This is a genomic window from Microbispora sp. NPDC049633 (assembly GCF_040675265.1).
GTDB lineage: Bacteria > Actinomycetota > Actinomycetes > Streptosporangiales > Streptosporangiaceae > Microbispora > Microbispora maris.
The window spans coordinates 1-24,088 of sequence record NZ_JBFAOO010000116.1 but is presented as its reverse complement, the minus strand read 5'-3'; the positions used below and the strand labels follow the sequence as shown (position 1 = coordinate 24,088).

Genomic DNA, 24,088 nt, shown 5'->3' with positions numbered 1-24,088 from the left:
GCCCCGACGCCCGTCTCTTCGTCCTCACCGGCACCGCGCTGATGCTGGCGGCGGCGGGCGGCGGCCTCGTCCTGCGGACCCGGCGCCGACCGGTGCGGCACTAGGACGCGCCCATGACGACCCCGCCTCCTGGACAGTACCCGCCGGGCCAGCCGTACGGCATGCCTCCCGGGCCGGGCGGGCAGGGCTACCCGCAGCCGGTTTACGGCCAGCCGGTCTTCCAGCCGGTCATGCTGCCCCAGATGCAGCCCGCGCAGCCGGCGCCCCCGCCGCCGGAGGAGAAGCCTCCCGGCGACGGCGCGCAGGCCATCCGGCGGTTGCTGATCACGGCGGCCGTCGTGGGCCTGGTCGTCGTGATCGTGGGTGTCGTGATCATGGTGAACAACCCCGACGAGTACGCCGCGTCGCCCCGTCAGACGCTGAAGCTCGCGGCTCCGCAGAACGGGCTCGCCCCCTCTGTGGGGCCGGGCGGCGGGCAACCGCTGACGCAGGCGGTCGCCGACGCGCCGCCGCCGGTGCCGAACATCCCGGCGGCTCCGGCGATGCAGCCGTCCACGCCCAAGCGCCTGGTCATTCCCAAGATCGGTGTCAACGCGCCGATCAAGTCGCTCGGTCTCGACCGCAGCGGGGCGATCCAGACGCCCCCGATCAGCGACCCGAACCTGGTCGGCTGGTATCGCGGCGGCCCGACGGCGGGGGAGGCGGGCCCGGCCGTCATGCTCGGCCACAAGGACACGGCCACGCGCAGCGCCGTCTTCGCCCGCGTGCCCGAACTGGCGTACGGCGACAAGATCGAGGTGTACCGCCTCGACGGAACCGTGGCCATCTTCACCGTGGGCGGCGTCGAGCAGGCGAACAAGCAGACGTTCCCCACCAACCGGGTGTACGGCCACGCCGACAACGCCGAACTGCGACTGATCACCTGCGGCGGTAAGTACAACCATTCGACCGGTCACTACTTCGACAACGTCATCGTCTACGCCACGATGACCGGCACGCGTCTCGCGAAGTCGAGGTCCTGAATCGGGCACATCGCCGGAAGGGCTCGTGATCGGCGGCCGTCGGGGCTATGGTCTCTTCGACCGATCATGAGGAGGGCCTGTGGGCTGGTTCTCGAAAGTCCTGCTCCCCGGCCGGCTGCGTACGGGACCCACGGCGCTGCTGCCCGCTCGGCCGGACCAGAAGACACTGCTGGCCGTCGCGCAACTCGCCGACCCCGAGGCGACGACGGACGGCGACGACATCATCGCGGGCGGATCGCGCATCCAGTCGCCCATCGAGCTGACCGGAGACATCCTCGCCAAGCTCGGCGTGCCCGATGAGGACCGGCTCTGGGCCTGCCGGATCGCCGCCGAGGGCCCGTTGCCCGTCGATTTCTTCGACAAGAGCCTGGCCGAGGGCATCGCGTACCGCCTGGGCGGCTGGTCGCTCTGCCAGGGCGAGCCGCTCGATCCCGCGGAGGACGGCGGAGACCCCCTGGTCTACCTGCCGGCCGTACCGGAGCCCGAGGAGGTCCTGCCGGTTCTGGGCGGGCTGCTGGGTCTCGTCGACGCCGTGGACGCCGAGAGGTGGCCCGAGGGAGAACTCGTCGACGGTGTCGTCCACGTCCCCGTCCGCCGCGGCAGGGTGGCCGACGTCTACGCGGGCGACGCGCTCATCCTCACCGTGGAGGAGGGGCACCGCATCCCGCCCGTCGCCCGCACGCGCTGGCCGTACCTCACCGAGATCGCCGTCGCGCGGGTCTCGCCGGTCGACCGCACGGGAGAGACGAACGCCGAGGACGCCGACGCCGAGGACGTCCGTACCGAGGACGCCGACGCCGAGGACGTCCGTACCGAGGGCGCTCACGCCGAGGACGTCCGCGCCGAGGGCGCTCACGCCGAGGACGTCGTGGACGGGGAAGCGGTGGGTGAGGACGACGAGCGGGCGGATCTGGTCGGCCGGGCGGCCGTCGCGGTGACGCTCGCGAACGGGCTCCGGGGGATCGCGGCCGACAGCCGGGGATTCCTGCTCGCCGAGCCCGCCGACGTGCTACCCGGACGTCACGCCTGAGCCCTGCCCATGAGCCCTGCCCATGAGCCCTGCCCATGAGCCCTGCCCGTATCGTCGCCTGCCCCGACGAAAGTTCTGATGTAACCTCTCACTAACCGAACATTGCTCGGTTTCTTATGGAGGCACTGTGGCAGAGGCGTACATCGTCGGGGCGGTCCGCTCGCCGGTCGGTAAGAAGAAGGGTGGGCTCTCCACGGTCCACCCGGTCGACCTGGCCGCCCACACTCTCTCCGCGCTCGTGGAGCGCACCGGCGTCGACCCCGCCGCCGTGGACGACGTGATCATGGGCTGCGTGATGCAGTTCGGCCCGCAGTCCATGGACATCGCGCGCAACGCGTGGCTCAGCGCGGGCCTCCCGGAGACCGTGGCCGGGGTCACCATCGACCGGCAGTGCGGCTCGTCGCAGCAGGCGATCCACTTCGCCGCGCAGGGAGTGCTGTCGGGCACGCAGGACCTCGTCGTGGCGGCCGGCGTCGAGTCGATGTCCATCGTCCCGATGGGGTCGAGCATCACGGCGGCGCTGGAGAAGGGCATGCCGTTCCCGTTCGGCGACAAGTGGGTCGAGCGGTACGGCAAGCAGGAGATCTCCCAGTTCCGCGGCGCGGAGCTGATGTGTGAGAAGTGGGGATTCTCCCGGCAGGACCTGGAGGTCTTCGCCTACGAGAGCCACCAGCGGGCCGCGAAGGCGATCGCCAACGGCCACTTCAAGGAGCAGATCGCCCCCGTCAACGGCGTGAGCGACGACGAGGGCCCGCGGCCCGACACCACACTCGAGAAGATGGCCGAGCTCAAGACCCTGCGGGAGGGCGGCCGGATCACCGCGGCCACCTCCTCGCAGATCTCCGACGGCTCCGGCGCGCTGCTCATCGCCTCGGAGCAGGCGGTGCGCGACCACGGCCTGATCCCGCGCGCGCGGATCGTCACGCTGACGCTGGTCGGCGACGATCCCGTCTACATGCTGACGGCGCCGATCCCGGCCACGCGGAAGGCGCTGGCCAAGGCCGGGCTCTCGATCGAGGACATCGACGTCATCGAGATCAACGAGGCGTTCGCCCCGGTTCCGCTGGCCTGGCTCAAGGAGCTCGGAGCCGACCCGGCCAGGACCAATCCCAACGGCGGCGCGATCGCGCTGGGACACCCGCTGGGCGGCACCGGCGCGATCCTCATGACCAAGCTGCTGCACGAGCTCGAGCGCACCGGCGGGCGGTACGGTCTGCAGACGATGTGCGAGGGCGGCGGCCAGGCCAACGTCACGATCATCGAGCGCCTCTGACGCTCACGGCGAAGGGCACCCCGGTCGAGCGACGGGGTGCCCTTTCCGTGTCCGGACGGGTTTACTTGGCCCTCGGCAGCCGCCGCGGCTGCCGTACCGGCCGCATGGGCGGGGCCGGGATCTGCCGCGGCGGCGGCGGGAAGGAACGCTGGGGCTGCGGCGTGCGCGGGTTCTGCTGCTTGCCGCCCTTGCTGGACGCGCGAGTACGCATACGGGATCTCCTTGTACGTCGGGAACGCGGCACCGAGGTGCCGACACTCAGCTGCCGCGTCGGATGGACAGGGCCGGAAAGCTGAGCGGATCAGCGGCTCAGAGGCTGATCAGCGGTCGCCGTACAGAATCCACATGCGAGTGACAGTAACAAGCCCGCGCATCGCGGGACAAAGGGTTTTTCACGCATCCAAACCGTGCAAGTGGCCTCCAAGTCGCCCACCAGATCTCGCCAAGTGGGTTCCTGTGTACTCGGACTCGTCAAACAAACGTCCCCTGCACAGGAGATACCAGTGAAGTCGCTCAAGCGCGCCGCGGCCGTTCTCGCCACCACCGCCGTCGCCGTCACCACCTTCGGCGTCCTGTCCGCCCCGGCGCACGCCCAGAAGCCCGATGGCTGGTACCGCTGCTACGTCTCGGGCTACGGCTGGATGTACTGCCTCGACGTGTGAGCCTGACCGGCTCCGCGACACGGCCCCGCCCCCGCATGCCGGGGGCGGGGCCGTTCCGTTCCCGTCAGCCGATGTGCCGGTGGACGTCCTCGAACATCGACGGCCCGGTGCGCTGCGGGGCGATCCACGGGCCCTCCATCGACGGGTCGACGATGCCCTCCTCCAGGAACGTGTACCGCCCGTCGAGCACCCGGCGGGCCAGCCGCACGTCGCCGGCGTCGGTGTTGTCCCACAGCCGGTCGAACAGCGCCTCGGCCCGCTGCCTGGCCTGGTGGCAGAAGATGTCCGCGAGCTCGTACGGCTTGCGCCCGAACTCGGCCGACTCCTCCTGGGCGCGCACGCATACCGCGGTGATGGCGAACAGTTCGGCGCCGATGTCGACGATCCGCGACAGGAACCCCTGCCTGTGCTCCAGCCGCGCCTGCCAGCGCGACATGCCGTAGAACGTCGACCTGGCGAGCTTGCGGCTGGTCCGCTCGACGTACCGCAGGTGCGGGGCCAGCGGGCCGAACTCGGCGTACGACGTGGGCACCTGGCCGGGCCCGGTCACCAGGCTCGGCAGCCACCTGGCGTAGAAGGCGCCGGCCCGGGTGGCCGCCCGCCCCTTGGCGCGCAGGCCGGCCTTCGGATCGACGAGCTCGCCCGCGACCGACAGGTGCGCGTCCACCGCCTCGCGGGCGATGAGCAGGTGCATGATCTCGGTCGAGCCCTCGAAGATGCGGTTGATCCGCATGTCGCGCAGCATCTGCTCGACCGGCACGCCGCGCTCACCGCGGGCGTGCAGCGACTCGGCGGTCTCGTAGCCGCGGCCGCCTCTCATCTGCACGAGCTCGTCCATCAGCCGCCAGGCCATCTCCGAGCCGTACAACTTGGCCAGCGCGGCCTCGATGCGGATGTCGTTGCGCTCGTCGTCGGCCATCCGGCTGGCGAGGTCCACCACCGACTCCAGCGCGTACGTGGTGGCGGCGATGAAGGCGACCTTGCGGGCCACGGCCTCGTGCTGACCGACCGGCCGGCCCCACTGGACCCGCTCGCGCCCCCACTCGCGGGCGATCTTCGTCGCCCACTTCGCCGCGCCGACGCAGGTGGCGGGCAGCGAGAGACGTCCCGTGTTGAGCGTGGTCAAGGCGATCTTCAGGCCCTGGCCCTCGCGGCCGATCAGGTTCTCCACCGGCACGCGTACCTGGTGGAGGCGGGTGACGCCGTTCTCGATCCCCCGCAGGCCCATGAACTGGTTGCGGTGCTCGACGGTGATGCCGGGAGAGTCGGCCTCGACCACGAAGGCCGAGATCTTGGCACCGGTCCTGGCCATCACGACCAGCAGGTCGGCCACCACGCCGTTGGTCGTCCACAGCTTGACCCCGTTGATGACGTACGCGTCGCCGTCGCGGACGGCGATCGTCGACAGCCGGGCGGGGTCGGACCCGACGTCCGGCTCGGTGAGCAGGAACGCCGAGATCTCGCCACGGGCGCAGCGGGGCAGGAACCGGCGCTTCTGCTCGGGGGTGCCGAACAGCCGTAGCGGCTGGGGAACCCCGATGGACTGGTGGGCCGACAGCAGCGCGCTGAGCGCGGGGGAGCAGGACGTCACGAGTTCCAGCGCTCGGCAGTAGTACAGGTGGCTCAGGCCCAGCCCGCCGTACTCCTCCTCGATGGTCATGCCGAACGCGCCGATCGCCGCCAGGCCCTTGACCACCTCGTCGGGAATCACGGCGGTGCGCTCGATGAGCGCGGAGTCGACCTTCTCCTGCAGGAACCCTCGCAGGGCGCGCAGGAAGTCGTCCCCCTTCTTGATCTCCTCCTCGGTCAGGCGGGGTGCGGGATGCACGAGGTCCAACCGGAAGTTCCCCAGGAAGAGCTGCCTGCCGAAGCTCGGGCGGGTCCATTCCGTCTCGCGCGCCTGCTCGGCCACCTCCCTGGCCTTGGCGTAATCGGTCGTCATCCTCGACCTCCTCGGCGGTGAAACGAGCTGTACCCGTTACCTACCCGCCAGTAGCCTCTTGCACCGCCGGGAGCCCGATGTGTACGGCGGTGCCTCCGCCGGGAGAGGAGTCGATCCGGCATCGCCCGCCGTGCGCCTCCACGATGGCCTTCACGATCGACAGGCCGAGCCCCGCCCCGCCGGACAGGTGGTCCTCCCCCCGCTGGAACCGGTCGAAGGCGCGTTCCGCCTGGTCCGGGCTCATCCCCGGGCCGGTGTCGCGCACCTCGATCGTCACCGCGTCCCGGGCGCGCACCAGCCGTACGGTGGCCTTCGTGCCCTCGGGGGTGTGCGCCCGGACGTTGCCGAGCAGGTTGACGAGCACCTGGCGGACCCTGGCCTCGTCCACCGTCGCGACCAGGGAGATCGGGGCCTCCACCGTCACGGGATAGGCGGGATCGAGAGCGGCCGAGTCGGCGGCCACCTCGCGGGCCATCTCGGCCAGGTCGGTCTCGCTCAGCGCGAGCGCGGCGCCCCGGTCGAGCCGCGCGAGCTCCAGCATCTCGCCCACCAGGCGGCCCATGCGGTCGGCCTCGGCCTCGATCCGGCCCATGATCTTGGGCAGATCCTCGGGCGGGATCGCCCCGGCCCGGTAGAGCTCCGCGTAGCCCGAGATGGTCGACAGCGGAGTGCGCAGCTCGTGGGAGGCGTCGGCGGCGAACCGGCGCACGCGGTCCTCCGACGCCTCGCGGTCGCGGAAGGCGCCGGCGATGCGGTCGAGCATGAGGTTGATCGCCGCGCCGAGCCTGCCGACCTCGGAAGGCCCCTCCGGCATCCGGGCCGACAGGTCGCCTCGCTCGGCCACGAGATGCGCGGTCCGCGCCATCTTGCCCAGGGGCGCCAGGCCGCCGGCGATCAGCAGCCGGCCGCCCGCCGCCAGCAGCAGGATCAGCGCCCCGCCGGTCGCCAGTTCGCTGATCAGGAGGTGACGCACCGGATCGTCGACCGCGTCCAGGGGGACCGCGACGACCACCAGCCGCAGGCCGCTCGGCGACATCGCCGCGGCCGCGATCATGTCGTGGCCGCCGCTCGGGTCGAGGTCGAAGGTGCGGCCCTGCGCCGCGTACGCCAGCAGGTTGTCCTCGCCGAGCCTCTCGGCGAGGTCGGGCACGGCCGCGGCGTCGGCGGCGTCGCCGCTCACCAGGCGGGCCCGGCCGTCCGTGAGGTCGTAGGCGGCGACGGCGTAGGTGGAGCCGGTCAGCGCCTGCGCGAGCGGGTCTCCCACGACCACCCGGCGTGCCGCGGTGACGGTCGCCGCCACCACCTGCCCCTCCAGGCGCGTACGCAGGTGCCCGCGCAGGACGACGACGCTGACGAAGCTGAGCACGACGAGCAGGACCGCGCTCACCCCGAGCAGCCCGGCGAGCAGGCGCGTCCTGAGCGACATCACGGGTCCGTCACATGTCCTGCGGCGGGCGCAGCGCGTATCCGATGCCGCGCTGGGTGTGGATCAGCGGCGGACCGAGCGGGTCGAGCTTGCGGCGCAGGTAGGAGATGTAGGTCTCCAGCACCTGGGAACTGCCGCCGTAGCCCCAGACCTCCTCGAGCAGGCGTCGCTTGGTGAGCACCAGACCGGCGTTCGCCATCAGGAAGGCCAGCAGGCGGAACTCGGTCGGCGACAGGTCCACCGGGACGCCGCCGCGCCGCACCTCCCAGCGCGCCTCGTCGAGCTCTAGATCCGCGACCCGCAAGATCGGCCCGTGCGCCCGTTCGGCCGCCTCCGGCACGCTCGTACGGCGCAGCACGGCGCGGATTCGGGCGACCAGCGCCTCGACGGAGAATGGCTTGGTGACGTAGTCGTCGCCACCGAGGGTCAGCCCGCGTACGGTGTCGGCGACCGCGTCGCGGGCGGTGAGGAAGATCACAGGAGGATGCACGCCGCCGGCCCGGATCCGCCGGCACACCTCGAAGCCGTCGATGTCGGGGAGCATGACGTCGAGGACGACCAGATCGGGCTGGTCCTTCATGACCTCGCCGAGCGCCGCGGCCCCCGTGCCCACGGCCGTCACCCGGAAGCCGTGGAATCTGAGGGCGACTTCCACGATGTCCCGGATGTTCGGCTCGTCCTCGACGACGAGGATCCTGGTTTCACTCATGCGGCACCCATTGTGCAGGCAGGAAGCATATGTCGCACAATTCGGGTCCGCGGCTCCGGCACCGTCACCTGGGCGCCCTGCTACTTGGCGCCCCGCTTAGGTGGGCGCGGTTACTTGGGGACCCTGGCGACGCAGAACACGGTCTGGCCGAACGGCGGGCGGACGAACCGCTCGATGAGCCGGGTCAGCGGCACGACGGTCCGGTCGTAGATCTTCACGAGCCGGGGGTCTGGGTAGCCCACGCCACCCCGCCGCACGGCCGCCCACCAGGCGATTCCGCCGAGGAAGTTGATCGGCTTGAGCACCTGGACGTCGAGGCCCGCGGCGGTGACCGTCTTGCGCAGCGTGGCGGGGGTGTAGCGGGTGACGTGTCCCACCTTGCGGTCGAAGTCCCCGTAGAGCTGCATGTAGCCGGGCACCCAGATGACGATCCGGCCGCCGGGGGCGGTCACCCTGGCCAGCGACCGCAGCGCCTCGGCGTCCTCCTCGATGTGCTCAAGGACGTTCATCATCACGACGGTGTCGACCGGCTCGGCCAGAGGGATGTCGGTCGGCAGGCCGAACTGGAGCACCGACACGTCGTCGCGGTCCGCGAACCTCTTGCGCAGTTGCTCGACGCAGTAGGGATCGAAGTCGCTCACCACGAGCCGGTCCAGACGCGGCAGGAACTGCTCGGCGAAGTGCCCGAGACCCGAACCGATCTCCAGCAGCGACCGCCCGACGTGCGGCGCGACCATGTCGAACTCGTACTGCCGGTAGTTCTTGGCCTCGTCGCCGCCGAGGTGGTTCTCCAGAGCCTCGTCCCCGGCCGCCGGCTGGACTACTCGGTCATACCCAGACATAGGATCCTCGATCTGCACGCTGACGGTCTTGGAAAGTGTAGTGCCCGCCCCATCGGCGGGTGTCCGCTTCGCCGGAGGGGCCGCCCGCGGGCTGCCGACGACGCTGTGGACGGAATGCCCGGCTGCTCGTAGGCTTCACCTCCGTCCGCCGATCCGCCCCTATTTCCCTCAGATGGACGACGACGAGGCAGTGACCCGTGCCCTGGCCGGCGACCTTGACGCCTACGAGGTGCTGGTCGCCCGGTACAGCGCGGTCGCCCACCGTACGGCGAGCCTGCTGGGCGCGGCCGACGAGGCGGAGGACGTCGTCCAGGAGGCGTTCGTCAAGGCGTTCCGCCACCTGAAGGGCTTCCGCCGGGGCTCGTCCTTCCGCCCCTGGCTGCTGCGCATCGTGGCCAACGAGACCCACGACCTCACCCGGTCGCGTGGCCGCCGCTCCGACCTCGCCGTGCGGCTGGGCCGCGAGCGGGAGCCGTACGGGCCGGAGGACCCGCAGAGCGCGGCCGTGGACGCCGACGGCAGGTCCCGCCTGCTGGAGGCCGTACGCGCGCTGCCCCAGGGGGAACGCGAAGCCGTGGTCTGCCGGTATTTCCTGCAGTTGTCGGAGGCGGAGACGGCCGAGGTCCTCGGCGTACGGCTCGGCACGGTGAAGTCGCGGACGTTCCGGGCCCTGCGGCACCTGCGGGAGGAGGTGGGCGGTGAGCGATGACAACCGGCCGGAGTCGATCGAGGAGCGCCTGCGTGCTCTCGGCGCCGACCTGACCGTGCCCGCGCCGCCCCCCGCCGACGTGGCGCGTGCCGTACGTGCCCGGCTGGAGGACGAGGGCGCCGAGGACGAGGGCGCCGAGGACGAGCGGGCGCGGCGGCTCGGTCGGCGGGGGCTCGGTCGGCGGCGGCTCGGTCGGCGGCCGTCGCCGCGCGTGGCGGCGGCGTCGGTGGCGGTCCTGCTGGCCGTGCTGCTCGGGGCCACCCCGCAGGGCCGGGCCGCGGTGGTGTCGGTGCTGCGCTTCGCGGGCGTGGAGATCCACGTCGGCGGCGCCGGGCCGCTGCCCACGGGAGTGCCGAGCCCGCTGCCCGGCGAGCGCCGGGTGACGCTGGAGGAGGCGCGGCGGACCGCGCGGTTCCCCCTCGCCGTGCCGTCCGCGCTCGGCGAGCCCGCCGACGTGCGGCTGGCCGACGGCGGCCGGGTGGTGACGCTGCTGTGGCCCGGTGTCCGGCTCGACGAGTTCGACGGGACGCTGAGCGTCGTCTGGCACAAGGAACTCGGCGAGCCGTTTCCCGAGCAGGTGGACGCCGTCCGCGGATGGTGGATCCAGCAGCCCCACGGCGTGTCGTACGTGCCGTTCGGCGGCGCGCCGCGTGAGGAGCGGGTGGCAGCGCCGACGCTCGTCTGGCAGCACAGGCTGGTCGGCATGCGGCTGGAGGGACCGGACCGCGCCGAGGCCGTACGGATCGCCTCCTCGGTCCGATGAACCGGAAAGTCACTCGGGGGAGGCGAGCCAGCCGTCGACCTCGCTCAGCAACTCCTTCCTGACCGCGTCGGGCGCCCTGGACGACCGGATCGACTGCCTGGCGAGCTCGGCGAGCTCGGCGTCGCTGAAGCCGTACACGTCCCTGGCGAGCTCGTACTGCGGCAGCAGACGGGCGCCGAACAGCAGCGGGTCGTCGGCGCCGAGGGCGATCGGCACCCCGGCCTCGAACAGCCGCCGCAGCGGCACGTCCTCGGGCCGTTCCGCCACGCCGAGGCCCACGTTGGACAGCGGGCACACCTCGCAGGTGATCTGCCGGTCGGCCAGCCGCTCCATCAGGCGGGGCGACTCGGCCGCGCGCACCCCGTGGCCGATCCGGTCGGCGCCCAGGTCGTCGAGGCACTCGGCGACGCTCGCCGCGCCCAGCAGCTCGCCGCCGTGCGGCACCGCGAGCAGCCCGGCGCTCCTGGCGATCCGGAAGGCGTGCTCGAAGTCCCTGGCCCGGCCGCGCCGCTCGTCGTTGGACAGGCCGAAGCCGACCACGCCCCTGCCCTCGTACCGCGCGGCCAGGCGGGCCAGCGTCCTGGCATCGAGTGTGTGCCGGGTGCGGTTGGCGGCCACGATCACCGCCATGCCGATCCCGGCCTGTCTGGCGGCCTTCTCCGTCGCGTCGAGGACGAGTTCGAGGGTCTCGGTCAGCCCGCCGAAACGCTGGGCGTACCCGGACGGGTCGACCTGGATCTCCAGCCAGCGCGACCCCTCCCGGGCCTCGTCCTCGGCGGCCTCACGCAGCAGGCGGTAGACGTCCTGCGGCCGGCGCAGCACCGACCGCGCGATGTCGTACAACCGCTGGAACCGGAACCAGCCGCGTTCGTCGGTGGCCCGCAGTTTGGGCGGCCAGTCCTCGACGAGCGCGTCGGGGAGATGGACGCCCTGCTCCCGGGCGAGCTCGATCAGCGTCGAATGCCGCATCGAGCCGGTGAAGTGCAGGTGCAGATGTGCTTTGGGGAGCGTGTCGAGTGGACGTGCCATCTCCATATGTTGCCGCATCCCGTTGACAACCCGTCGGCGGGTTGGCGCGTTGGGGAGGGGCGAAAGGGGAGCTCATGACCGAAGAAGACGAGGCGGCCTTCGACGAGTTCCTGGCCGCGCGCAGCACCGCTCTTCTGCGCACCGCGATCCTGGTCTGCGGCGCCTCGGCGACCGACGCCGAGGACATGGTCCAGAGCGCGCTGGAGAAGGTGTACCGGCACTGGCCGCGCATCCGGCACGACAACCCCGAGGCGTACGCGCGCCGGGTCGTGGTGAACGGCGCGATCAGCAAGGCCAGGCGGCGCAGGGTGCTCCAGGAGATCACCTTCGCGCAGCCGCCGGAGACACCTGTGGAGTCGCCGGACCTCGGCCTGCGCGACGTGCTCGTCACCGAGCTCAGGAAGCTGCCGGCCCGGATGCGGGCCGTACTGGTCCTCCGCTACTGGGAGGACATGTCGGAGGCCGAGACCGCCGCGTTGCTCGGCTGCTCGGTCGGCACCGTCAAGAGCCAGGCCGCCCGCGGTCTGGCACGCGTGCGCGCACGCATGGAGAACCTGGAAGGAGCGTCCGCATGAACGTCGAAGAGGCACTGAGAGATGCCATGGCCGCTCAGGTCGCCGGCGTGCACGCGTCGCCGTCCCTGGGCCAGGCCGTCCGGCGGCGCAACCGCCGCCACGTCGTCAGATTTCGTGTGGCGGGGGCGGTCGTGCTCGCCGGGGCGGTCGCCGTGGGCGTGCCGGTGGCGTTGACCGCATGGCCCGGCACCGCCTCCAACGCGGGCGGCCTCGCCGGGAGTGGCGCCACCGGCCAGGGAGGCCCGGTCGCGTCCGCGGCCGCCTCCGGCGACACCGTCGCCACGCCGGAAGTGCTCGTCCCCGACGTGGTCGGCAAGAGCGCCGCGGAGGTCAACGCCATCCTGAAGGAGGCCGGCTACACGGTGAGGATCATGAAGATGCTCAACGACGACGCCCCGGCGGGCACGGTCTTCGACCAGATGCCGCAGCCGGGGACGGCCGCTCCCCCTGGGGCGGCGGTCACGATCATGATCGCCACAACGGCCGGCCCGGCCTCCGCCCCTTCGGAGAACGCCGAGGATCCGCGGATGCCCCAGGACCTCGGCGACCTGGGGGACGGCCGGACGCTCGGCGGTGTGCACCTCGGCTACCTGCCCGAAGGGCTCGAATGGGGCAAGTGGTCCGGCAAGGACGGGTTCGGCAAGGAGACCTACACCACGAGCTGGGTGGAGCCCGGCCTGGAACCCGGCATGTACAACGTCCAGATGGTCGTCTACCGGAAGGACGCCGCGAGCGTGCTGGCCAAGCGCATGCAGAGCTTCGCCGCGCAGGGCGCCGAGCCGGTCAAGGTCGGCGGCAGGAAGGCCTACCTGGTCAGCGTGTCGGAGGGCGGCGATCGGATCCTGGACGGCGGCACCCGGACGATCGTGTGGACCCTCGCGCCCGGCGTCGGGGCCGAGGTCATGATCAGCCCTGACTACGCGGCCAAGCTCGGCACGGCGGAGGCCGACAAGGAGCTGAAGAAGATCGCAGCCGGAGCCACCCTCGGCAAGTGACCCCCCGCCGGTCCCACCGCCTCCGCGCCCCGGCCGGGGCCGGTAGGCGGTGGGTCATCTTTGTACTCGCGGCTGGGTGAGGTTTGTAGTGCGCCCGGATGAGCCGCGATTCCTACATTCCGCGACTCATGGATCCGATCATCGACGGTGTCTTCGGGACCCTGCCGGCGATCATGGCGGTCGGTCCGCGGGCCACCGGAAAGACCACCACGGCGCGACGACACGCCGAAACGGTGGTGCGGCTCGATCGGGACAGTGAGAACGCCGCCTTCCGCGCGGATCCGGACGTGGCTATGCGCGGGCTCAAGGAGCCCGTCCTTCTGGACGAATGGCAGGGCCTCCGCCATGTCGCCGGGGCGGCGACATGGCGGAGGCCCGGTCCCGCGTGGCGGGGACCGGGCCTCCGTGCCGGGTTCGTGACGCCGGCGCGCCTCGTCACCTCAGTGCGTCTCGGCTTCTCAGCGCATTTCGGCTTCTCAGTGCGTCTCGGCTTCTCAGTGCGTCTCGGCTTCTCAGTGCGCCTCGGCCAGGAGCTTGGTCACCCGGCTGACGCCCTCGACCAGGTCGTCGTCGCCCAGGGCGTACGACAGGCGGAAGTAACCCGGAGTGCCGAACGCCTCGCCAGGCACCAGCGCGACCTCGGCCTCCTCCAGGATGAGCTCGGCCAGCTCGGCCGAGGTCTGCGGGCGCCTGCCGCGAAGCTCCTTGCCGAGCAGCGCCTTAACCGACGGGTACGCGTAGAACGCGCCGAACGGCTCGGGGCAGACCACGCCGGGGATCTCGTTGAGCATCCGGACCATGGTCTGACGGCGCCGGTCGAAGGCCGTCCGCATCTCGGCGACGGCGGACAGGTCGCCGGAGACGGCGGCGAGCGCGGCGGCCTGGGCGACGTTGGAGACGTTCGAGGTGGCGTGGGACTGCAGGTTCGTCGCCGCCTTGACCACGTCGGCCGGGCCGATCAGCCAGCCCACCCGCCAGCCGGTCATCGCGTACGTCTTGGCCACGCCGTTCAGCACGACGACCCGGTCGCGCAGCTCGGGCACGGCGGTGGCGATGCTGGAGAACTTCGCCTCGCCGTAGACCAGGTGCTCGTAGATCTCGTCGGTGACGACCCACAGGCCCTTGTCGAGCGCCCAGCGGCCGATCTCCTCGACCTGGGCGGGGGTGTAGACGGCCCCCGTCGGGTTCGACGGCGAGACGAACAGCAGCACCTTGGTGCGGTCGGTCAGCTTCTCCTCCAGCTGCTCGACCGAGGCCAGATAGCCGGTCGTCTCGTCGGTGACCACGTCGACCTGGACGCCGCCCGCGAGCTTGATCGCCTCCGGGTACGTCGTCCAGTACGGCGCCACGACCAGGACCTCGTCACCCGGGTCGAGCAGCGTGGCGAAGGCCTCGTAGACCGCCTGCTTGCCGCCGTTGGTCACCAGGACCTGGGCGGCCTCCACCTGGAACCCGCTGTCGCGCTGCGTCTTCTCGGCGATCGCCTGCTTGAGCTCGGGCAGGCCCCCGGCCGGGGTGTACTTGTGGAACCTGGGGTTCCGGCACGCCTCGACGGCCGCCTCGACGATGTAGTCGGGCGTGGGGAAGTCGGGCTCGCCGGCGCCGAAGCCGATGACCGGGCGACCGGCCGCCTTCATCGCCTTGGCCTTGGCGTCCACGGCCAGAGTCGCGGACTCGGAGATCGCGGAAATACGCGCGGAGATGCGAGGTCGGGTCATGGCTCCATCGTTCCAGACGCGCCACGCGGTTTCGTCTCCATATCCAGGATGCGGACGGGTTCCCGCGGTAGCTTTGAACCGCACGAACGGCACTCGGGCCGCCTCTCCGGGCGGCGCGGCGACCACGTGGTTCGACGGACTGGTGAAACCCGCGTACACTTCACCGACTAGTGGGCCACGTGAACGACGGGACGGACGCTTCTCCGCGTTTCTCGGGTATCGTGGTGCACGGCATAGGGCACTAGCGCAATTGGTAGCGCACCGGTCTCCAAAACCGGCGGTTGGGGGTTCGAGTCCCTCGTGCCCTGCGGAGTGCGGTCCGCGCAACAATGGCGTGAAAGCGCGCCGCAACTGCGACGGACACGACGGATCAGGTGAGGACTGTGGCGATCGACACCCGCGGCGAGACCGCTGGCAAGCCAGGCAAGCCGACCAATGAGAAGAAGGCAAAGCGCACCTCGCCCGCTCTTTTCTACCGGCAGGTCGTCGCCGAGCTGCGCAAGGTCATCTGGCCCAGGCGCAATGAGCTGATCTCGTACACGGTAGTTGTCCTGGTCTTCGTCGTGATCATGGTTGGGCTCGTGTTCGGGATCGATACGCTGCTGGGTAAGGGTGTGCTCTGGCTCTTCGGCGGATCCTGATCCCGCCCAAGACGTCGCAGCGCGTCAAGACACCAAGCGAAGAAGGAAGAGTCCCGTGTCCGAGTCCCCGATGCCGGCCGACCGCTCCCATGAAGAGGATGACGAGTGGGGCACCGAGCAGGACGAGGCCGTAGCAGAGGTCGAGGAGACCACGGTCGCCGACTCAGACGGTGGTGACGGCGGCGAAGACGCGGCTGAGGTCGCCCCGCAGGTCGACGAGGACGGTGACGTCCTCCCGGATGTCGACCCGGTCGAGGAGTTCAAGCGCCAGCTTCGCGGTCAGTTCGGCGAGTGGTACGTCATCCACTCGTACGCCGGTTACGAGAACCGCGTGAAGCAGAACATCGAGAGCCGCATCGGGTCCCTCAACATGGAGGACTTCATCTTCCAGGTCGAGGTGCCGACCCACACGATCACGGAGTTCAAGGGCGGCAAGAAGACTCCGATCAAGGAGCGCGTGCTTCCCGGTTACGTCCTGGTCCGGATGGACCTGACCGACGAGTCCTGGGCCGCGGTGCGCAACACGCCCGGTGTGACCGGCTTCGTCGGCCTGTCCAACAAGCCGAGCCCGCTGAACCTCGACGAGGTCGCCAAGCTGCTCGCCCCGGAGCCTTCCGAGGAAGTCAAGAAGGCCACGACCAAGACGACCACCGCGACCGTCGACTTCGAGGTCGGCGAGTCCGTCACGGTCATGGACGGGCCGTTCGCCACGCTGCCGGCCACGGTCAGCGAGATCAGCGCCGAGTCGCAGAAGCTCAAGGTCCTCGTGTCGATCTTCGGTCGAGAGACCCCGGTCGAGCTGTCGTTCAACCAGGTCTCGAAGATCTGACCGTCTCGCGTAGACTCGATAGCCGTCCTCACGCACGCCCTGTTTCGGCGTGCCCGTGAGGCTTTTGTAGGACAAAGGACCCGGAGAAGGACAAATGCCTCCAAAGAAGAAAGTCGCGGCCCTGGTGAAGGTCCAGCTTCCCGCTGGACAGGCCACCCCCGCGCCGCCGGTCGGTACCGCGCTCGGTCCGCACGGCGTCAACATCATGGACTTCGTCAAGCAGTACAACGCGGCGACGGAGGCCCAGCGGGGCAACATCATCCCCGTCGAGATCACCATCTTCGAAGACCGCACCTTCACCTTCATCACGAAGACGCCGCCGGCGCCCGAGCTGATCAAGAAGGCTGCCGGTCTGCAGAAGGGCAGCGCGAACCCGCACAAGGACAAGGTGGGCAAGCTGACTCGCGAGCAGCTTCGCCAGATCGCCGAGACCAAGATGCAGGACCTCAACGCCAACGACGTCGAGGCCGCCGAGAAGATCATCGCCGGCACCGCCCGCTCCATGGGCATCACGATCGCCGACTGAGAATCTTCCGCGGGGGCTCGTAAGCGCCCGAGGCGCCGCGCCGCAGGCGCGGCAATCCAACGCTGTGGGAGGGCCGAAGCGCAGGCCCGGACCACGATCTCCACGAGGAGCATGAAGTGAAGCGCAGCAAGAACTGGAAGAACGCGGCGGCCGAGGTCGACCGCGCGGCCCTGTACAACCCGCTCGACGGCGTACGGCTGGCCAAGAAGACCGCGACCACGAAGTTCGACGCGACCGTCGAGGTCGCCCTGCGGCTGGGCGTCGACCCCCGCAAGGCCGACCAGATGGTCCGCGGCACCGTCAACCTCCCGCACGGCACCGGCAAGACCGCCCGGGTCCTGGTCTTCGCGACCGGTGACCGTGCCGAGGAGGCCCGCGCGGCGGGCGCCGACATCGTCGGCTCCGACGAGCTGATCGACGAGGTGTCCAAGGGCCGTCTCGACTTCGACGCGGTCGTCGCCACCCCGGACCTGATGGGCAAGGTCGGTCGCCTGGGCCGCGTGCTCGGCCCCCGCGGGCTCATGCCGAACCCGAAGACCGGCACCGTCACGCCCGACGTGGCCAAGGCCGTCACCGACATCAAGGGCGGAAAGATCGAGTTCCGGGTCGACCGGCACGCGAACCTGCACTTCATCATCGGCAAGGCGTCCTTCGACGACCGTCAGCTCGTGGAGAACTACGCCGCGGCGCTGGACGAGGTCCTGCGTCTCAAGCCGTCGGCGGCCAAGGGCCGTTACCTCAAGAAGGTCACCTTCACCACGTCCATGGGCCCGGGCATCCCGGTCGACCCCAACGTGACGCGGGCGATGACCGCCGAGATCGACGCCTGAGCCGTCGCCCCGGCCCGTACGACGACGGAAGCCCCCGCCCTCACTGGGCGGGGGCTTCCGCGCGTCTTGGACGGATAACGAGCTCCCGCGCGTCCTCCCATGATCAGACGGCGCATAAACTCGGCGCGTGACCGAAGAGCGCAGGGATTCCGTCGATCACATCCTTGACCAGTGGCAACGCGAGCGGCCCGACCTGGACCTGTCGGCCATGGGAGTCTTCGGCCGCCTCGCCCAGGTGACCCGGATGGTCGAGGGCCGGGTCGAGGAGGTCCTCGACCGGCACGGTCTGCGTGCGGGAGACTTCGACGTGCTGGCCGCGCTGCGCCGTTCCGGCCCGCCGTACACGCTGATCCCCTCCGAGTTGTCGGACATGGTGATGATGTCGCGTGCCGGCATGACGAGCCGGCTCGACCGGCTGGAGGCCGCCGGGCTGGTCGAGCGCAGTCTCGACCCGACCGACCGGCGCAGCTTCAAAATCACCTTGTCGGAGAAGGGACGCGAGGTGATCGACGCGACCCTCACCGACCACGCGGCGAACCTCGCCCGGCTCGCGTCGGGGCTGTCCCCGCGGGAGGCCGACACGCTCGACCGGTTGCTGCGCGACCTGCTCACGTCGCTGGCCTGACACGCTCGCCGGCTCATCGGCGTACGCCGCGGCGCCAGACGCCCGCGATGGCACGGGTTGCGGTGATGTCGCGGGTCGGGTCACCGTCCACCAGCAGCAGGTCCGCGCGCATGCCCGGCGCGATCCGCCCCCGGTCGTGGAGCCCGAAGTGCCGGGCGGGGACGCTGGTGGCCGCCGCGAGCGCCTCCTCGGGAGTGAGACCGGCCTCGGTGAGGAGCGGCAGTTCGCGATGCATGCTCGCGCCGTGCAGCGGGGCGAGGAAGTTCGCGTCCGTGCCTGCCAGCAGGGGCACGCCCGCGCGGTGCAGGGCCAGGGCCGCGTGCGCGGCGTTCACCACGCCCTGCGGGTGCACGGGTACGGCGCCGGGGTCGTCGCGGATGACGGCCCGCGCGTGGCCGGGCAGCCGCGACGCGACCCGCTCGTCCCGGACGAGCTCCGCCCCGCCCGTCCCGCCGGTGATCGCCTCGATGTAGCTCAGCGTGCTGACCACGAACACTCCGCGGGCGGCGGCCCGCGCCGCCAGTTCCTCGACGGCGGGATCACCGGGCGGGGCGTCGTGGACGACGTGCGCCAGGCCGTCGACTCCCGCCTCGATCGCGACAGTGGCGTCCCGCACGGTCGCCACGTGGGCGATGGCCGCCAGGCCCGCGGCGTGCCCGGCCTCGACGAGCGCGGCGACGACGTCCGGGCCGAGAACCGGCAGGTCGAGCCCCGCCGCTGAGCCGTCGTCCACGACGATTTTCAGATAGTCGATGCCCTCCGCCAGCCGGGCCTCGACGAACTCCTTCGCCTGCCCGGCGCCGGCGATCGTGTCGAAGGCGCCCACGGCGTCGCCGAGGTGAGCGACGGCGGCGGCCTCGGCGGCCATGATCTGGCTGGGGTGGCCGTTGGGTGCGGTGGCCAGGACGCCGGCGCTGCGCAGGTCGGCCACGTCGTCCCGCTCGGCGGCGAGCCTCCGCTGCCTGGCGAGGTTGGACGGCAGGCAGAACATGTCGAGCTCCGTCGTCACCCCGAAGGCCAGCGCCTGGGCGAGCATGCCGTCGGAGACATGGGTGTGCGCGTCGATCAGGCCGGGGAGGACCGTCCTGCCCGTTCCGTCGATCTCGGTGTCCACCCGTCGTCCGTCGTACTCGGCGATGAGGCCGTCCTCGACGAGCACGTTCGCCCGGGGGACGGTCCGTTCGCCGTCGAAGACGCGCACGTCCCGAATCAGGGTCCGCATGTCCGCTCTCCTTGTCTTTCGGTATCTGATAGTACGAATGCTAACTATCATGCTGCAAACTACCGTGAATGTGCGGGGATTGTGCAGGGCTGGTGGTGGTTCGTCCGGAGCTGACGCGCCCGGCGCGTTAGGCGCATAGGGTCAAGGGCAGGTAAAGGGGGAAACCGAAGGGATGGACACAATGCGACGACTACTGGTGGCCGCCGGAGCGGTGGCCGCGATCACGGTCGCGGGATGCGGGACGACCGCGACTCCGTCTCTCCAGAACGCGCAGCTCTCGGCGGCCGAGGTCATTCAGCAGACCGCGCAGAAGGCCGACGAGGTCAACACCTATGCCGCGGACCTCGTGGTCAACGTGACCGACGCCAAGGGCGGTCAGGGCGGGGTCGTCCAGGGGACGATGCTCTACCAGAAGACACCGCAGATCGCCTCTGACATCAACCTCAGCCAGCTGTCGTTCAACGGGCAGAGCGTGCCCGGCGGCGTGCGGGTGATCCTCCAGGGCGACGTGGCGTACGTGAAGCTCGACATGCTCAAGACCCTGGTGGGCGCCACCAAGCCGTGGATCAGGCTCGACCTTAAGCAGCTCGGCTCGCAGGCCGGCGTGAACGTCGACCAGTTCCTCGGCCAGGCCCAGCAGTTCGACCTGAAGACGAGCGCCGCCCTGCTGACCGCGTCCAAGGACGTGAAGTCCGTCGGCAGCGAGCAGGTCGGCGGGGTGGACACCACCCACTACTCGGGCACGTTCCCGGTCGACCAGGCGGTCAAGCAGCTCTCCGAGGAGCAGCGCGGGCGTCTGCAGGGCGAGCTCGCGAGCGCCAAGGACGTCAAGTTCGACGCGTGGATCGACGCCCAGGGCCTGCCCCGCAAGGTCGAGCTGAGCGGCGGCAAGCCGGACGCCGGCACGTTCAAGGCCACCGCGATGTTCAAGTCGTTCAACGAGCCGGTCTCGATCAAGGCGCCGGCCGCCGACCAGGTGGGCGAACTGCCGCAGACGCTGCCGCAGCCGTCCGGCCTCGGCGGCTGATTTGGCGTCCAGCCGGTTGACAACGTAGTCTGTCTCCTGCCGAAGACCGCCGGTCGTCGCTGGGCGTGCAGCCCGGCGACCGAAGGATCCACGTTGAGTGGACGGCCCGCGTAGGTGTGGAGACGCTTGAGGACGTTCGACGTCCGTCCAAGCCCCGTGCGCCTGCGCCGGGGCTTGTCTGTTTTCCGAGGGCCTTCGCCGGCGGCACATCTGGAAGGAGGCCCATGGCGAAGGCGGAGAAGAGCGTCGCGATCGCCGAGCTCAAGAGTGAGTTCGAGGGATCCAGCGCCGCCGTTCTGACCGAATACCGCGGTCTCACCGTCGCTCAGCTCAAGCAGCTGCGCGTTTCTCTCGGTGGGAATGCGAAGTTCGCCGTGGCGAAGAACACGCTCACCAAGATCGCGGCCAACAACGCCGGGATCACCGCCCTGGACGACCTGTTCCAGGGCCCGACCGCCATCGCGTTCGTCAAGGGCGACGTCGTGGAGGCGGCCAAGGGTCTGCGTGACTTCGCCAAGGCCAACCCCCTCCTGGTGATCAAGGGCGGCGTCGTCGACGGCAAGTCGATGACCCCCGACGAGATCACGAAGCTTGCCGACCTTGAGTCCCGTGAGGTGCTCCTCGCGAAGCTGGCCGGTGCGCTGAAGGCCAAGCAGTCCCAGGCTGCCGCCACCTTCGCCGCGCTGCCCACCACCATGGCTCGACTGGCCGAGGCTCTGCGCGCCAAGCGCGAAGAGGCCGGTGAGTAGGTCCGCGCAGCGGACGGGGGGAAGCGCGCACCGCGGTCCCTTTTCACTTTTTTGCTAGATCCACTGGAGGAACACATCATGGCGAAGCTCAGCACCGACGAGCTGCTCGAGACCTTCAAGGAGATGACCCTCCTTGAGCTGTCCGAGTTCGTGAAGGTCTTCGAGGAGACCTTCGACGTCAAGGCCGCCGCTCCGGTCGCCGTCGCCGCCGCCCCGGCCGCCGGTGGCGCCGGTGCCGCCGCCGAGGAGGCCGAGGAGCAGGACGAGTTCGACGTCATCCTCGAGGCCGCCGGCGACAAGAAGATCCAGGTCATCAAGGAGATCCGCGCCCTGACGAGCCTGGGCCTCAAGGAGGCCAAGGACCTCGTGGACGGCGCTCCGAAGCCGGTCTTCGACGGCAAGGTCAACAAGGAGCAGGCCGAGAAGGCGAAGGCCGCCCTCGAGGGCGCCGGCGCCACCGTCACCGTCAAGTAAGACGGTCTCGCAACACGCTTCACCGAAGGGGCGGGTCCATCCAGGTGCCGGATGGGACCGCCCCTTTCGCATGTCCGGAAGTCGAGTGCGATCCAGACCCTTATGAGCAGGCCGGGCCCGTTGATCTATCGTGCGGACATAGGATCCGCGCGACATGATCGGGCCGAGACCACCGGTGCTCAGGAGGTGCGGGGATGCGGCGCGCGCTGACCGTCGGGCTCGTCCTTCTGGTGGCCGTGTCGGCCCTGGCGGTCCTGCGCCTCGTCCGGGCCCGTACGGAGGCCCTGGCGGCGGAACAGGACCGCGAGATGGCCGTGAGGGCCGCCGCGGCGCACGCCGTGAGCCTCATGTCCATCGACCACCGCCGCATCGACGACGACATCAAGCGCGCGCTGGCCACCTCCACGGGCCCAGAGCGCGCACGCTACGCGGCCGGGCAGGCGGCGCTGAGGGACGCCACGCTGAAGAACAAGGCCGTCCAGACGGGTGTCCTGCGGGCCTCCGCGCTCGCCTCCCTCGACGGCGACCGGCGCACGGCGCAGGTGCTGATCGTCGGCGATGCGGTGATCCACTGGGAGGACGGCAGGAAGGCGCCTCCCGAGGAGCGCTTCTTCCGCTGGCGCATGGACGTCACGAACGCCTCGGGCCTGTGGCTGGTCTCCCGCGCGGAGCTGGTGCGGTGAGGCGCCTCCTGGTGTCGGTGACGGCCCTCGTGGCGGCCGGACTGGCCGTCGCCGCTGTGTGGCTGCTGCTCGACCTGCGCCGCCTCCAGGCGGCCGAGACGGCCTCCCGCGAGGCCCTGGCGGCCGCCCGGTCGTACGCGCCCGACATGTTGTCGTACGACTACCGTACGATCGACCGGGACATGCTGAGGGCGGGCGCGCACGCCACCGGGCAGCTGGCGGAGCACTACCGGACGCTCGCGGCGACACTCGGACCGCGGGCGCGTGAGCGGCGGACGGTTCAGCACGCCGTCGTGGCCGCGGCCGGCGTGGAGTCGGCGACGCCGGAAGAGGTCCGGGTGCTGCTGTTCGTGAACATGGTCACGACGCGCTCGGGCCCGGGTCAGGCTCAGCCGAAGCAGCAGGTCAGCCAGGGGAGAGCGCGCCTGGTCATGGTGACGCAGGGCGACGGCTGGAGAGCCTCCCGGCTGTCCACGCTGCTGGGTGACACGCCCGTCCCCTAGGCCCGTGGCTAAATTGTTAGTAAAGAAGACGTTTAGGCCGGGGCTAGGGCTGGGTATTCAGGGCATGGCGGCGTCGACCCACGGTCAGCGTTAGCCCGTTCGTGTGACTGAGCGTTACCCGTCTCCGGTCCCGGGTAGGGACTGGGTCCCGGCGCTCGCTCGGTCCCAAGGGCGGGAAAAACCCAGCGTGACGCCCGCCGGTTAGGCGAAATGTCGGCTCTCGGGCTTGACGTTTCGGCGCTGACGGGTGATGCTGCCACCAACGTGGAGCGCAGAGCGATAGCGGAGTGGACAGGTGTATGCCGATCGGCTACACTGCCCCTTTGCGCTGCCCTTTGACGACCGTCTCTCTGAGTAACTCTTAGTCCTGGTCGTCTGGCGTGCGTGTAGTCAGTCCGCGAGCCCTCGGAAGGACATCTGTTGGCAGCCTCGCGCAACGCCTCCGCCGTACCCGCCGGTCCCCGTACCGTGTCGTTCGCACGTATCGAGGAGCCGCTCGAAGTACCCGACCTTCTCGCCCTGCAGACCGAGTCCTTCGATTGGCTGCTCGGTAACGAGAGATGGAAGGGCCGGGTTGAGGCGGCTCGCCAGGCCGGGCGCAAGGACGTCCCGGCCCAGTCGGGTCTCGAAGAGATCTTCGAGGAGATCAGTCCCATCGAGGACTTCTCCGGAACCATGTCCCTGTCGTTCCGGGACCACAGGTTCGAGCCGCCCAAGTACTCAGTCGATGAGTGCAAAGACAAGGACATGACCTACTCCGCCCCGATGTTCGTCACGGCGGAGTTCATCAATAACACCACAGGTGAGATCAAGAGCCAGACGGTGTTCATGGGCGACTTCCCGCTCATGACGTCGAAGGGCACGTTCATCATCAACGGCACCGAGCGTGTCGTGGTCTCCCAGCTCGTCCGGTCGCCCGGTGTCTACTTCGACCGTTCGGTCGACAAGACCTCCGACAAGGACCTGTTCGGCTGCCGGGTGATCCCGTCGCGCGGCGCGTGGCTCGAGTTCGAGATCGACAAGCGGGACAGCGTCGGCGTGCGCATCGACCGCAAGCGCAAGCAGCCGGTCACCGTGCTGCTGAAGGCGCTCGGCTGGACCAACGACCAGATTCTGGAGCGTTTCGGCCAGTACGAGTCGATGCGGGCGACTCTGGAGAAGGACCACACCTCCGGCCAGGACGACGCGTTGCTGGACATCTACCGCAAGCTGCGTCCGGGTGAGCCGCCGACCAAGGAGTCGGCGCAGGCGTTGCTGGAGAACCTGTACTTCAACCCGAAGCGC

The 24,088-nt window shown here is 70.2% G+C and carries 26 protein-coding genes, 1 tRNA gene and 1 pseudogene; 20 read left to right on the top strand and 8 right to left on the bottom strand.

The annotated features are described in order from the left end of the window. The first annotated feature begins 113 nt into the window (after window positions 1-113). From AB0J39_RS26030 to AB0J39_RS26020, 3 genes are all read left to right on the top strand, one after another. Entirely contained in the window at window positions 114-1,022 is a 909-nt protein-coding gene (locus AB0J39_RS26030; protein ID WP_363469054.1) for a class F sortase, read from the top strand. Window positions 1,023-1,101: 79 nt separating this feature from the next. Beyond that, a complete protein-coding gene (locus tag AB0J39_RS26025; protein ID WP_363469052.1) occupies window positions 1,102-2,052 on the top strand; it encodes a hypothetical protein in 951 nt (316 codons plus the stop codon). A gap of 127 nt (window positions 2,053-2,179) precedes the next feature. Continuing rightward, window positions 2,180-3,325 carry an acetyl-CoA C-acetyltransferase gene (locus AB0J39_RS26020; protein WP_363469050.1) on the top strand — a complete coding sequence of 382 codons (1,146 nt, stop codon included), beginning with the start codon at window positions 2,180-2,182 and terminating at the stop codon, window positions 3,323-3,325. A 61-nt stretch (window positions 3,326-3,386) separates the two neighbouring features. On the opposite strand, the gene AB0J39_RS26015 is transcribed toward AB0J39_RS26020, so the two are convergent. Then, window positions 3,387-3,536, bottom strand: a complete 150-nt coding sequence (locus tag AB0J39_RS26015; RefSeq protein ID WP_169988811.1) for a hypothetical protein — start codon at window positions 3,534-3,536, stop codon at window positions 3,387-3,389. A gap of 292 nt (window positions 3,537-3,828) precedes the next feature. On the opposite strand from AB0J39_RS26015, the gene AB0J39_RS26010 reads away from it, so the two are divergent. Then, window positions 3,829-3,987 (top strand): hypothetical protein, encoded by a 159-nt coding sequence (locus AB0J39_RS26010; protein WP_346227517.1) that lies wholly within the window; start codon window positions 3,829-3,831, stop codon window positions 3,985-3,987. 64 nt (window positions 3,988-4,051) lie between these two features. Here AB0J39_RS26010 and AB0J39_RS26005 read toward each other — a convergent pair whose 3' ends face one another. The 4 genes from AB0J39_RS26005 to AB0J39_RS25990 form a co-directional block, all read right to left on the bottom strand. Further along, window positions 4,052-5,929: an acyl-CoA dehydrogenase family protein gene (locus AB0J39_RS26005; RefSeq protein WP_363469047.1), complete on the bottom strand. Its 1,878-nt coding sequence runs from the start codon at window positions 5,927-5,929 to the stop codon at window positions 4,052-4,054. Between the two features lie 40 nt (window positions 5,930-5,969). Beyond that, complete coding sequence (locus tag AB0J39_RS26000) at window positions 5,970-7,355, bottom strand: HAMP domain-containing sensor histidine kinase (RefSeq protein WP_363469045.1); 1,386 nt, start codon at window positions 7,353-7,355, stop codon at window positions 5,970-5,972. A 10-nt stretch (window positions 7,356-7,365) separates the two neighbouring features. Next, on the bottom strand, window positions 7,366-8,064 hold the full coding sequence (locus AB0J39_RS25995) for a response regulator transcription factor (protein WP_169988807.1): 699 nt from the start codon (window positions 8,062-8,064) through the stop codon (window positions 7,366-7,368). A gap of 110 nt (window positions 8,065-8,174) precedes the next feature. Further along, on the bottom strand, window positions 8,175-8,906 hold the full coding sequence (locus tag AB0J39_RS25990; protein WP_363469043.1) for a methyltransferase: 732 nt from the start codon (window positions 8,904-8,906) through the stop codon (window positions 8,175-8,177). Window positions 8,907-9,078: 172 nt separating this feature from the next. On the opposite strand from AB0J39_RS25990, the gene AB0J39_RS25985 reads away from it, so the two are divergent. Next, entirely contained in the window at window positions 9,079-9,615 is a 537-nt protein-coding gene (locus AB0J39_RS25985; RefSeq protein WP_363469042.1) for an RNA polymerase sigma factor, read from the top strand. Further along, window positions 9,605-10,378: a hypothetical protein gene (locus AB0J39_RS25980; protein WP_363469040.1), complete on the top strand. Its 774-nt coding sequence runs from the start codon at window positions 9,605-9,607 to the stop codon at window positions 10,376-10,378. The genes AB0J39_RS25985 and AB0J39_RS25980 overlap by 11 nt, the downstream gene beginning before the upstream one ends. 9 nt (window positions 10,379-10,387) lie before the next feature. Here AB0J39_RS25980 and AB0J39_RS25975 read toward each other — a convergent pair whose 3' ends face one another. After that, window positions 10,388-11,407, bottom strand: coding sequence for an adenosine deaminase (locus AB0J39_RS25975; protein WP_363469039.1), 1,020 nt, complete (start codon window positions 11,405-11,407; stop codon window positions 10,388-10,390). Between the two features lie 74 nt (window positions 11,408-11,481). Here AB0J39_RS25975 and AB0J39_RS25970 point away from each other — a divergent pair, with 74 nt between their 5' ends. Continuing rightward, complete coding sequence (locus AB0J39_RS25970; RefSeq protein WP_363469038.1) at window positions 11,482-11,982, top strand: SigE family RNA polymerase sigma factor; 501 nt, start codon at window positions 11,482-11,484, stop codon at window positions 11,980-11,982. Beyond that, complete coding sequence (locus AB0J39_RS25965) at window positions 11,979-12,977, top strand: PASTA domain-containing protein (RefSeq protein WP_363469036.1); 999 nt, start codon at window positions 11,979-11,981, stop codon at window positions 12,975-12,977. The genes AB0J39_RS25970 and AB0J39_RS25965 overlap by 4 nt, the downstream gene beginning before the upstream one ends. A gap of 512 nt (window positions 12,978-13,489) precedes the next feature. Here the strand turns inward: AB0J39_RS25965 and AB0J39_RS25960 are convergent. Beyond that, complete coding sequence (locus AB0J39_RS25960; RefSeq protein WP_363469034.1) at window positions 13,490-14,695, bottom strand: pyridoxal phosphate-dependent aminotransferase; 1,206 nt, start codon at window positions 14,693-14,695, stop codon at window positions 13,490-13,492. Window positions 14,696-14,930: 235 nt separating this feature from the next. On the opposite strand from AB0J39_RS25960, the gene AB0J39_RS25955 reads away from it, so the two are divergent. The 6 genes from AB0J39_RS25955 to AB0J39_RS25930 all read left to right on the top strand — a co-directional run bounded on the left by AB0J39_RS25955 (window position 14,931) and on the right by AB0J39_RS25930 (window position 18,146). Then, window positions 14,931-15,003 (top strand) — tRNA-Trp (locus tag AB0J39_RS25955). Between the two features lie 75 nt (window positions 15,004-15,078). Beyond that, window positions 15,079-15,336 carry a preprotein translocase subunit SecE gene (secE, locus tag AB0J39_RS25950; RefSeq protein ID WP_363469032.1) on the top strand — a complete coding sequence of 86 codons (258 nt, stop codon included), beginning with the start codon at window positions 15,079-15,081 and terminating at the stop codon, window positions 15,334-15,336. A 55-nt stretch (window positions 15,337-15,391) separates the two neighbouring features. Further along, window positions 15,392-16,165 (top strand): transcription termination/antitermination protein NusG, encoded by a 774-nt coding sequence (gene nusG, locus AB0J39_RS25945; protein ID WP_363469030.1) that lies wholly within the window; start codon window positions 15,392-15,394, stop codon window positions 16,163-16,165. A 94-nt stretch (window positions 16,166-16,259) separates the two neighbouring features. After that, window positions 16,260-16,691 carry a 50S ribosomal protein L11 gene (gene rplK, locus AB0J39_RS25940; protein ID WP_030510282.1) on the top strand — a complete coding sequence of 144 codons (432 nt, stop codon included), beginning with the start codon at window positions 16,260-16,262 and terminating at the stop codon, window positions 16,689-16,691. Window positions 16,692-16,807: 116 nt separating this feature from the next. After that, window positions 16,808-17,521, top strand: coding sequence for a 50S ribosomal protein L1 (rplA, locus tag AB0J39_RS25935; protein WP_169988796.1), 714 nt, complete (start codon window positions 16,808-16,810; stop codon window positions 17,519-17,521). A gap of 127 nt (window positions 17,522-17,648) precedes the next feature. Beyond that, a complete protein-coding gene (locus AB0J39_RS25930; RefSeq protein WP_363469028.1) occupies window positions 17,649-18,146 on the top strand; it encodes a MarR family transcriptional regulator in 498 nt (165 codons plus the stop codon). 13 nt (window positions 18,147-18,159) lie between these two features. Here the strand turns inward: AB0J39_RS25930 and AB0J39_RS25925 are convergent, their stop codons facing one another. After that, a complete protein-coding gene (locus AB0J39_RS25925) occupies window positions 18,160-19,368 on the bottom strand; it encodes an amidohydrolase family protein (protein ID WP_363469026.1) in 1,209 nt (402 codons plus the stop codon). A 181-nt stretch (window positions 19,369-19,549) separates the two neighbouring features. On the opposite strand from AB0J39_RS25925, the gene AB0J39_RS25920 reads away from it, so the two are divergent. The 6 genes and pseudogenes from AB0J39_RS25920 to AB0J39_RS25895 all read left to right on the top strand — a co-directional run. Continuing rightward, entirely contained in the window at window positions 19,550-20,395 is an 846-nt protein-coding gene (locus AB0J39_RS25920; protein ID WP_363469024.1) for an LppX_LprAFG lipoprotein, read from the top strand. Between the two features lie 224 nt (window positions 20,396-20,619). Next, a complete protein-coding gene (rplJ, locus tag AB0J39_RS25915) occupies window positions 20,620-21,144 on the top strand; it encodes a 50S ribosomal protein L10 (protein ID WP_079319155.1) in 525 nt (174 codons plus the stop codon). Window positions 21,145-21,222: 78 nt separating this feature from the next. Then, the gene (gene rplL / locus AB0J39_RS25910) at window positions 21,223-21,618 is read left to right on the top strand and encodes a 50S ribosomal protein L7/L12 (RefSeq protein ID WP_079319156.1); all 396 of its coding nucleotides are present in this window, start codon (window positions 21,223-21,225) and stop codon (window positions 21,616-21,618) included. 194 nt (window positions 21,619-21,812) lie between these two features. Beyond that, on the top strand, window positions 21,813-22,301 hold the full coding sequence (locus AB0J39_RS25905) for a hypothetical protein (RefSeq protein WP_363469022.1): 489 nt from the start codon (window positions 21,813-21,815) through the stop codon (window positions 22,299-22,301). Then, window positions 22,298-22,804, top strand: a complete 507-nt coding sequence (locus AB0J39_RS25900; protein WP_363469020.1) for a hypothetical protein — start codon at window positions 22,298-22,300, stop codon at window positions 22,802-22,804. Before AB0J39_RS25905 ends, AB0J39_RS25900 begins: the two co-directional genes overlap by 4 nt. 420 nt (window positions 22,805-23,224) lie before the next feature. Then, window positions 23,225-24,088 (top strand): annotated as a pseudogene (locus AB0J39_RS25895) (DNA-directed RNA polymerase subunit beta); the annotation flags it as partial.

What these genes read in the sequence shown, in the direction of transcription:
- AB0J39_RS26030 (WP_363469054.1), top strand. Translation starts at nt 114, where the DNA reads ATGACGACCCCGCCTCCTGGACAGTACCCGCCGGGCCAGCCGTACGGC.
- AB0J39_RS26015 (WP_169988811.1), bottom strand. Translation starts at nt 3,536, where the DNA reads ATGCGTACTCGCGCGTCCAGCAAGGGCGGCAAGCAGCAGAACCCGCGC.
- AB0J39_RS26005 (WP_363469047.1), bottom strand. Translation starts at nt 5,929, where the DNA reads ATGACGACCGATTACGCCAAGGCCAGGGAGGTGGCCGAGCAGGCGCGC.
- AB0J39_RS26000 (WP_363469045.1), bottom strand. Translation starts at nt 7,355, where the DNA reads ATGTCGCTCAGGACGCGCCTGCTCGCCGGGCTGCTCGGGGTGAGCGCG.
- AB0J39_RS25995 (WP_169988807.1), bottom strand. Translation starts at nt 8,064, where the DNA reads ATGAGTGAAACCAGGATCCTCGTCGTCGAGGACGAGCCGAACATCCGG.
- AB0J39_RS25990 (WP_363469043.1), bottom strand. Translation starts at nt 8,906, where the DNA reads ATGTCTGGGTATGACCGAGTAGTCCAGCCGGCGGCCGGGGACGAGGCT.
- AB0J39_RS25985 (WP_363469042.1), top strand. Translation starts at nt 9,079, where the DNA reads ATGGACGACGACGAGGCAGTGACCCGTGCCCTGGCCGGCGACCTTGAC.
- AB0J39_RS25975 (WP_363469039.1), bottom strand. Translation starts at nt 11,407, where the DNA reads ATGGCACGTCCACTCGACACGCTCCCCAAAGCACATCTGCACCTGCAC.
- AB0J39_RS25970 (WP_363469038.1), top strand. Translation starts at nt 11,482, where the DNA reads ATGACCGAAGAAGACGAGGCGGCCTTCGACGAGTTCCTGGCCGCGCGC.
- AB0J39_RS25965 (WP_363469036.1), top strand. Translation starts at nt 11,979, where the DNA reads ATGAACGTCGAAGAGGCACTGAGAGATGCCATGGCCGCTCAGGTCGCC.
- AB0J39_RS25960 (WP_363469034.1), bottom strand. Translation starts at nt 14,695, where the DNA reads ATGACCCGACCTCGCATCTCCGCGCGTATTTCCGCGATCTCCGAGTCC.
- rplK (WP_030510282.1), top strand. Translation starts at nt 16,260, where the DNA reads ATGCCTCCAAAGAAGAAAGTCGCGGCCCTGGTGAAGGTCCAGCTTCCC.
- AB0J39_RS25925 (WP_363469026.1), bottom strand. Translation starts at nt 19,368, where the DNA reads ATGCGGACCCTGATTCGGGACGTGCGCGTCTTCGACGGCGAACGGACC.
- AB0J39_RS25920 (WP_363469024.1), top strand. Translation starts at nt 19,550, where the DNA reads ATGCGACGACTACTGGTGGCCGCCGGAGCGGTGGCCGCGATCACGGTC.
- rplJ (WP_079319155.1), top strand. Translation starts at nt 20,620, where the DNA reads ATGGCGAAGGCGGAGAAGAGCGTCGCGATCGCCGAGCTCAAGAGTGAG.
- rplL (WP_079319156.1), top strand. Translation starts at nt 21,223, where the DNA reads ATGGCGAAGCTCAGCACCGACGAGCTGCTCGAGACCTTCAAGGAGATG.
- AB0J39_RS25905 (WP_363469022.1), top strand. Translation starts at nt 21,813, where the DNA reads ATGCGGCGCGCGCTGACCGTCGGGCTCGTCCTTCTGGTGGCCGTGTCG.